We start from the raw sequence: 7,482 nt of genomic DNA on the forward strand, positions 1-7,482 counted from the left end.
CAACCGGTCGAAGAGGGTCTGGAACACGGGATAGTCGAGCGCGGCCGTCGGATCCGCCGCGGCCAGCCCGGCCTCGCGCAGGAAGCTCCACGTGGCCAGCGCGATGACCACGACCATCCCGGCCATGAGCACCCCGGCCACGACACGCTCGAAGTGGCGGTAGAGGTCGTCCAGTTGCATGGAGGGGCAACGCGGGGGCGTGGGGGTGGGGTTCCGCTCAAGAGCGTCCGCTCGTTTGTCCTTGCGTGCCGCGACACGAACGAGAAACACTCTCCATCATGAAGGCTGGGATATCAATGTAGAGCGAACCAACGTATGATAAGGAAGAACAGTAAAGCAGCGGCCGTAGCTTGGATCAGTCTAACATTGCATCTGGTGTGGCTTGTAGTCTTTGCCTATCTGTTGATCGCTGGACCGTTCGGCAACGGGTTGTCACCGGCGATGGACTGGCTCGCTCTGGTGTGCCCAAGCTGCAGCTTGCATGCAGATGCCGTATACACAGCAAGCCAGATGGGGCGTCTAGACGTCTTGGCTCTAAGCCTGACCGTCCTTGCGACCGTTCTGGCACTTGGAGCCTTCCTAGGATTCTTCCTCGTTAGGAGTGCTGCAATGGAAGCTGCGGCTGACGAAGCTGTGAGAAACCTTCCTGCGCTCATCGACAACGACGCAATCGTTGACGTGATCGTGAAGGATGACGAACTCCTCTTGACTCTTGCAACGAGGGTGAAGAGGCACATATCCGAATCAGACGAGGAGCGCAAGCTGACCGATGACGAGGCAGATCAGATAGCGCGAGAGTGGAGTGCGTGGGAGGAAAGTTCAGATGACTAGCTTCCGTGAAATTGTGAACAAGCACATCGGCCCTCCGGTTGATATCGAAGGGATTGTTCGGGATGTCGGTGTGGGTCTTGACAAAAAGGCGAGTCTTGACCCTGAAATCTCGGGGCAACTGGAACGCGTGAATGGAAGTGAGTTCAAGATTTCGGTCAACCGAGGGCATCATTATTTTCGCCAACGGTTCACAATTGCACACGAATTGGCGCATTTTCTTTTGCACCGCGACCTGATCGGAGCGGGCGTTGATGACAGCAAAGCGTATAGAAGCACCCCTGATGGAAACTTCTATAATACAGAAATTGGTCCGCGTGAGGAGGCTGAGGCAAATCGCTTCGCAGCAAGGCTCTTGATACCTAAGTCCAAGTTGGGAGAGCTGGTTAGAATTGGTGACGACGTAGCTGAGATTGCGAAAAATTTTCAGGTTTCGCCGGCCGCCATGAAAATCAGGCTTGGCTCGCTTGGCTATCAAGAAGCCGATGGTAAAATAACGGGCTTGCCCGATTAAACCACCACCTCCCGCCTAACCTGCTCCCCCACCCCGAACACGCGCTTGTAGCGGGCGATCTCTTCCGCCGGGCCCATCGCCTTTTCCGGGTTGTCGGAGAGCTTGACGGTCGGGCGGCCGTTCGCGGCGGAGGCCTTGCAGACGAGGGAGAAGGGGGCCAGCCGGTCGCCCTCCACCAGCCCGCGGAAGTCGTTCGTCAAGAGCGTGCCCCAGCCGAAGCTCACCCGCACGCGCCCCGCGAAGCGGCGGTAGAGGTCCACGATCACGTCGTCGTCCAGCCCGTCGGAGAAGATCACGAGCTTCTGCCGCGGGTCCTCGCCCCGGCTCTCCCACCAGCGGATCGCGATCTCGGCGCCGGCCACCGGGTCGCCGGAATCCACCCGCACGCCCGTCCAGCCGGCGAGCCAGTCGGGCGCGTTGCGGAAGAAGGCCTCGGAGCCGAAGGTGTCGGGCAGGATGATGCGCAGGTTGCCCTCGTGCTCCTCGTGCCAGTCGGCGAGCACCGCGTAGGGCGCGCGGGCGAGCGCCGCGTCCGTCCCGGCGAGCGCGGCGTAGACCATCGGCAGCTCGTGCGCGTTGGTGCCGATCGCCTCCACCTCGCGGCGCATGGCGATGAGGCAGTTGGAGGTGCCGACGAAGCCCGCGCCCAGCCCCTCCATCATCGCCTGCACGCACCAGTCCTGCCAGAGGAAGGAATGCCGCCGCCGCGTGCCGAAATCCGCGATGCGCAGGCCGGAATGCGGGCGCAGGCGCTCGATCTTCTCCCAGAGCTTGGTCATGGCGCGGGCGTAGAGCACCTGTAGCTCGAAGCGGCCCATGGGGGCGAGCACGGCGCGGCCGCGCAGCTCCATCAGGACGGAAAGCGCCGGGATCTCCCAGAGCATGACCTCGGGCCATTTGCCCTCGAAGGTGAGCTCGTACTGATCGCCGACGCGTTCCAGGTGGTAGGGCGGCAGGCGCAGGTTCTCGAACCACTCCATGAAGTCGGGGCGGAACATCTGCCGCTTGCCGTAGAACATGTTGCCGCGCAGCCAGGTGGATTCCCCGCGCGACAGGCTGAGCGAGCGGATGTGGTCGAGCTGTTCGCGCAGCTCCCCCTCGTCGATCAGGTCGGCGAGCGGGATCTCGGTGGTGCGGTTGATGAGGGAGAAGGTGACCTCGGTGTCCGGCTTGTTGCGGAACACCGACTGGCACATCAGGAGCTTGTAGAAATCCGTGTCGATCAGGGAGCGGACGATCGGGTCGATCTTCCACTTGTGATTGTAGACGCGGCTGGCGATGTCGACCATGCGGGCACTCCTCTCCGCTTCGCGTTAGAGCAAAGCCCGCACGGGGAGGGCAAGGCCCGGCTCAGTGCACGACCACGCCGCGCGCCCGCATCTCCGCGAGCGCATGGCCGAGCGAGCCCTCGTGGTCGATGCCGCGGCAGAGATCCGCGTGCAGCTCCACCTCGAAGCCGAGGCGCGCGGCGTCCTGCGCGGAGTAGGCGACGCAGACATCGGTGGCGAGGCCGACCATCGTCAGCCGGCTCAGCCCGCGCGTGCGCAGGTAGCCCTCGAGGCCCGTGGGTGTCTGGCCGTCGTTCTCGAAGAAGGCGGAGTAGCTGTCGATCTCCGGCCGGACGCCCTTGCGCAGGATCAGGTCGGCGCGGTCGGTGTCGAGGTCGGGGTGGAAGGCGGCCCCGGGCGTGCCCTGCACGCAGTGGTCGGGCCAGAGGATCTGCGGCCCGTAGGGCATCTCGACGGTCTGCATCGGCGCCTTGCCGGGGTGCTGCGAGGCGAAGCTGGAATGCCCGGCCGGGTGCCAGTCCTGCGTCAGGATGACCGCCGGGAATTCCCGCATCAGGGCGTTGATGCCGGGCACGATCGCGTCGCCCTCCGGCACCGCGAGCGCGCCGCCCGGGCAGAAGTCGTTCTGCACGTCGATGACGATCAGCGCTTCGGTCGCCGGGCGCATGGGGGCTCCTTTCGCGGGGCGTTCAGCCCTTCATGTTGTCCCAGAAGCTCTTCACCGAGGAAAAGAAGCTCTTGCTTTCGGGATTGTTGTCCTCGCTCAGCGCCTCGAACTCGCGCAGGAGCTCCTTCTGCCGGCCGGTGAGGTTGACGGGCGTCTCGACGGCGAGCTCGATGAACATGTCGCCGTAGCCGCCGCCGCGCAGCGCCGGCATCCCCTTGCCGCGCAGGCGCATCTGCCGGCCCGACTGGCTGCCGGCCGGGATCTTGACGCGCGACCGGCCGCCGTCGATCGTCGGCACCTCGATGTCGCCGCCGAGCGCGGCGGAGGGCATCGAGACGGGAACGCGGCAGTAGAGATCGGTGCCGTCGCGCTCGAAGATGCTGTGCGGCTCGACCTCGATGAAGATGTAGAGATCACCGGGCGGGCCACCGCGCATGCCGGCATCGCCCTCGCCGGCGAGGCGGATGCGCGTCCCGGTCTCCACCCCCGGGGGGATATTGACCGAAAGCGCGCGCTCCTTCTCGATCCGGCCCGAGCCGGCGCAGGCGGTGCAGGGATTCTTGACGATCTGGCCAAGGCCCGAGCAGGTCGGACAGGTGCGCTCGACCGTGAAGAAGCCCTGCTGTGCGCGCACCTTGCCCATGCCCGAGCAGGTCGGGCAGGTGACGGGCTCCGCGCCGCCCTCGGCGCCGGTGCCCTCGCAGGAGGGGCAGCCGACGGAGCTGCGGACCTGAATGGTCTTCTGAAGGCCGGCGTAGGCCTCTTCGAGCGTGACGCGCATGTTGTAGCGCAGATCGGCGCCGCGGGCCGCGCGCTGTCGCGCGCCGGCGCCGCCCCGGCCGCCCATGAAGTCTCCGAAGAGATCGTCGAAGACATCCGAGAAGGCCGAGGCGAAGTCGCCCTGGCCCGGTCCGAAGCCGCCCCCCGGCCGCGGGCCGCCGCCCCCGCCCATGCCGCCCTCGAAGGCGGCGTGGCCGTAGCGATCGTAGGCGGCCTTGCGCTCGGGATCCTTCAGCGCCTCGTAGGCCTCGTTCACTTCCTTGAACTCGGTCTCGGCGTCGGGATTTTCCGCGTTGCGGTCCGGGTGAAGCTCCTTGGCTTTCCGGCGGTAGGCCTTCTTGATCTCGTCGGCTGAGGCGCCGCGGCTCACGCCGAGAACGTCGTAATAGTCCCTCTTCGACATCGGCAAATCCCCGTGCTCGGAACCGACGGGGCCGGCCCGGCAACCGGACCGGCCCCGCGCGACCCGTCAGCGTTCAGCGCTCAGGCGCGCTTGTTGTCGTCGTCGAGGTCCTCGAAGTCGGCGTCGACGATATCATCGTCCTCCGACTTGCCCGAGGGAGCCTCCTCGCCGCTTCCGGCTTCGGCGCCGGCCTGCGCCTCGTCCTGGCTGGACTTGTAGATCGCCTCGCCCAGCTTCATCGAGGCCTCCGTGACGTTCTGGATGCCGGAGCGGATCTTCTCGGCGCTGACGTCGTCCTTCTCGAGGTCCTCCTTGAGCGCCGAGACGGCCAGTTCGATCGCCTCGACGGTGGAGGGGTCGACCTTGTCGCCGTGATCCTCGATCGACTTCTCGGTCGAGTGGATCAGGCTTTCGGCCTGGTTCTTGGCCTCCACCAGCTCCTTGCGCTCCTTGTCGGCCTCGGCGTTGGCCTCGGCGTCCTTCACCATCTGCTCGATCTCGTCCTCAGAGAGGCCGCCCGAGGCCTGGATGGTGATCTTCTGGTCCTTGCCGGTGCCCTTGTCCTTGGCCGAGACGTTCACCACGCCGTTGGCGTCGATGTCGAAGGTCACCTCGATCTGCGGCATGCCGCGCGGTGCGGGCGGGATGTCCTCGAGGTTGAACTGGCCGAGCAGCTTGTTGTCGGCCGCCATCTCGCGCTCGCCCTGGAAGACGCGGATCGTCACGGCGCCCTGGTTGTCCTCGGCGGTCGAGAAGATCTGCGACTTGCGCGTCGGGATCGTGGTGTTGCGGTCGATGAGGCGCGTGAACACCCCGCCGAGCGTCTCGATGCCGAGCGAGAGCGGCGTCACGTCCAGAAGGACCACGTCCTTCACGTCGCCCTGCAGGACGCCGGCCTGAATGGCGGCGCCGAGCGCGACGACCTCGTCCGGGTTGACGCCCTTGTGCGGCTCCTTGCCGAAGAAGTTGGTGACTTCCTCCATCACCTTCGGCATGCGGGTCTGGCCGCCGACGAGCACGACCTCGTCGATGTCGGACTTCGAGAGGCCCGCGTCCTTGAGCGCCGCCTCGCAGGGCTTGAGCGAACCCTTCACGAGGTCGCCGACGAGGCTTTCGAGCTTCGCGCGGGTCAGCTTCATCACCATGTGGAGCGGTTGACCGGTCGCCTTGTCCATCGAGATGAACGGCTGGTTGATCTCGGTCTGCGTCGCGCTGGAGAGCTCGATCTTCGCCTTCTCCGCGGCCTCCTTGAGGCGCTGCAGGGCCATCTTGTCCTGCGTGAGATCGACGCCGTGCTCCTTCTTGAACTCGTCGGCGAGGTAGTTGACGATCCGCATGTCGAAGTCTTCACCGCCGAGGAAGGTGTCCCCGTTGGTGGACTTCACCTCGAAGAGGCCCTCGTCGATCTCGAGGATCGTCACGTCGAAGGTGCCGCCGCCGAGGTCGTAGACCGCGATCGTCTTGGATTCCTTCTTGTCGAGCCCGTAGGCGAGCGCGGCCGCCGTCGGCTCGTTGATGATGCGCAGCACTTCGAGGCCGGCGATCTTGCCGGCGTCCTTCGTGGCCTGGCGCTGCGCGTCGTTGAAGTAGGCCGGCACGGTGATGACCGCCTGATCGACCTCTTCGCCGAGATAGCCCTCGGCCGTCTCCTTCATCTTCTGCAGGATGAAGGCGGAAATCTGGGAGGGGCTGTATTTCTCGCCCTTCGCCTCGACCCATGCGTCGCCCTGGCCGCCGTCGACGACATTGTAGGGGAGGTTCTTCTTGTCGCGGGCGAGGTCCTCGTCGTTCAGGCGCCGCCCGACGAGGCGCTTGACGCCGAAGATGGTGTTTTCCGGATTGGTCACGGCCTGGCGCTTCGCGGCCTGGCCGACCAGCCGTTCGTCGTCGGTGAAGGCGACGATCGACGGCGTCGTGCGCGCACCCTCGGCATTCTCGATCACGCGCGGCTGCGCACCGTCCATGATCGCGACGCAGCTGTTCGTGGTGCCGAGGTCGATCCCGATCACTTTACCCATGTCTTCCGATCCCTTTTATCCTTCAGGCGATACGCCGAAGCGGCAGACCCGTTGCGGCATCTCCGCCCCGATCCGGACGACAGGCCCTGCCATCATCCGTCTCGCGGCTATATAGGGAGGGGCCCCAGAGGCTGCAAGCGCGCCTGCCGGGCGGAATCGCGGCGATTTGGAACGGTGCGGACATGGCGGAAACCGGCAACGACGGCGGCCCCCTCGACCTGCGCGGCGTGCGGGTGCTTCCGGGTTATCTGGACGAGGCGGCGCAGGCGGCGCTGGTGGAGGACCTGCGTGCGGTGGCCGAGGTGGCGCCCTTCGTGCGCCCCGAGACGCCGCGCGGGCGGCCGATGTCGGTGCGGATGACGGCGGCGGGGCGTTACGGCTGGATCACCGACCGCAAGGGCTACCGCTACGAGCCGCGCCATCCCTCGGGCGTCGCCTGGCCGCCGATCCCGGAGCGGGTGCTGGCGCTCTGGCACGACGTGACCGGGCTCGACCGGGCGCCGGACTGCTGCCTCGTGAACTGGTACGGCGAAGGGGCGCGCATGGGGCTCCACCAGGACCGGGACGAGGCGGATTTCTCGATGCCGGTGCTCTCGGTCTCGCTCGGCGACGCGGCGCTCTTCCGCGTGGGCGGCACGGAGCGGGGCGGGCGCACCGGCTCGGTCTGGCTGCGCTCGGGCGACGTGGCGGTGCTGGAGGGCGAAAGCCGGCTCGCCTACCACGGGATCGACCGCATCCGCTTCGGCTCCTCGACGCTATTGCCGCAGGGCGGGCGTATCAACCTGACGCTGAGGGTGGTGGATTGAGCTCGCCGCGCGCGTCGCCTGTAGCCCCTGGCACGGGCGAAGGGGAAATCCTCCGGCAGCCGCAGCGCCAGAAGAGCAGCGCGCGTCGTCGTTTCAGCGCCGGGCGTACCAGCTCGCCGAGGCGTTGCGGCGGGTGAAATACTCCCCCATCAGCCCGAGCATGAGCAGCACCACGCC

8 protein-coding genes are annotated in these 7,482 nt (G+C 66.3%); 3 read left to right on the forward strand and 5 right to left on the reverse strand.

Annotation, left to right across the window (positions count from 1 at the left end; genetic code table 11):
- Positions 1-180, reverse strand: a 180-nt coding sequence (locus tag ACESL7_RS02580; RefSeq protein ID WP_372891152.1) for a hypothetical protein, incomplete at its 3' end; no start/stop codon positions are given.
- A gap of 261 nt (positions 181-441) precedes the next feature.
- Between ACESL7_RS02580 and ACESL7_RS02585 the strand changes: the two genes are divergently transcribed.
- Together ACESL7_RS02585 and ACESL7_RS02590 are read left to right on the forward strand one after the other, a co-directional pair.
- On the forward strand, positions 442-831 hold the full coding sequence (locus ACESL7_RS02585) for a hypothetical protein (protein WP_372891153.1): 390 nt from the start codon (positions 442-444) through the stop codon (positions 829-831).
- A complete protein-coding gene (locus tag ACESL7_RS02590) occupies positions 824-1,342 on the forward strand; it encodes an ImmA/IrrE family metallo-endopeptidase (protein ID WP_372891155.1) in 519 nt (172 codons plus the stop codon). Before ACESL7_RS02585 ends, ACESL7_RS02590 begins: the two co-directional genes overlap by 8 nt.
- Here the strand turns inward: ACESL7_RS02590 and pncB are convergent.
- The 4 genes from pncB to dnaK form a co-directional block, all read right to left on the reverse strand.
- Complete coding sequence (gene pncB / locus ACESL7_RS02595) at positions 1,339-2,631, reverse strand: nicotinate phosphoribosyltransferase (RefSeq protein WP_372891157.1); 1,293 nt, start codon at positions 2,629-2,631, stop codon at positions 1,339-1,341. The two genes, ACESL7_RS02590 and pncB, sit on opposite strands and share 4 nt — an antisense overlap.
- Before the next feature lie 61 nt (positions 2,632-2,692).
- Entirely contained in the window at positions 2,693-3,298 is a 606-nt protein-coding gene (gene pncA, locus ACESL7_RS02600) for a bifunctional nicotinamidase/pyrazinamidase (RefSeq protein WP_372891159.1), read from the reverse strand.
- Between the two features lie 22 nt (positions 3,299-3,320).
- Positions 3,321-4,481, reverse strand: a complete 1,161-nt coding sequence (gene dnaJ / locus ACESL7_RS02605) for a molecular chaperone DnaJ (protein WP_372891161.1) — start codon at positions 4,479-4,481, stop codon at positions 3,321-3,323.
- Positions 4,482-4,561: 80 nt separating this feature from the next.
- The gene (gene dnaK, locus ACESL7_RS02610; protein WP_372891163.1) at positions 4,562-6,499 is read right to left on the reverse strand and encodes a molecular chaperone DnaK; all 1,938 of its coding nucleotides are present in this window, start codon (positions 6,497-6,499) and stop codon (positions 4,562-4,564) included.
- 182 nt (positions 6,500-6,681) lie between these two features.
- Between dnaK and ACESL7_RS02615 the strand changes: the two genes are divergently transcribed.
- Positions 6,682-7,305 (forward strand): alpha-ketoglutarate-dependent dioxygenase AlkB family protein, encoded by a 624-nt coding sequence (locus tag ACESL7_RS02615; protein WP_372891165.1) that lies wholly within the window; start codon positions 6,682-6,684, stop codon positions 7,303-7,305.
- The last annotated feature ends 177 nt before the right edge of the window (positions 7,306-7,482 follow it).

It is taken from the genome of Rhodosalinus sp. (assembly GCF_041685465.1).
In the GTDB taxonomy this organism is placed as follows: Bacteria; Pseudomonadota; Alphaproteobacteria; order Rhodobacterales; family Rhodobacteraceae; genus Rhodosalinus.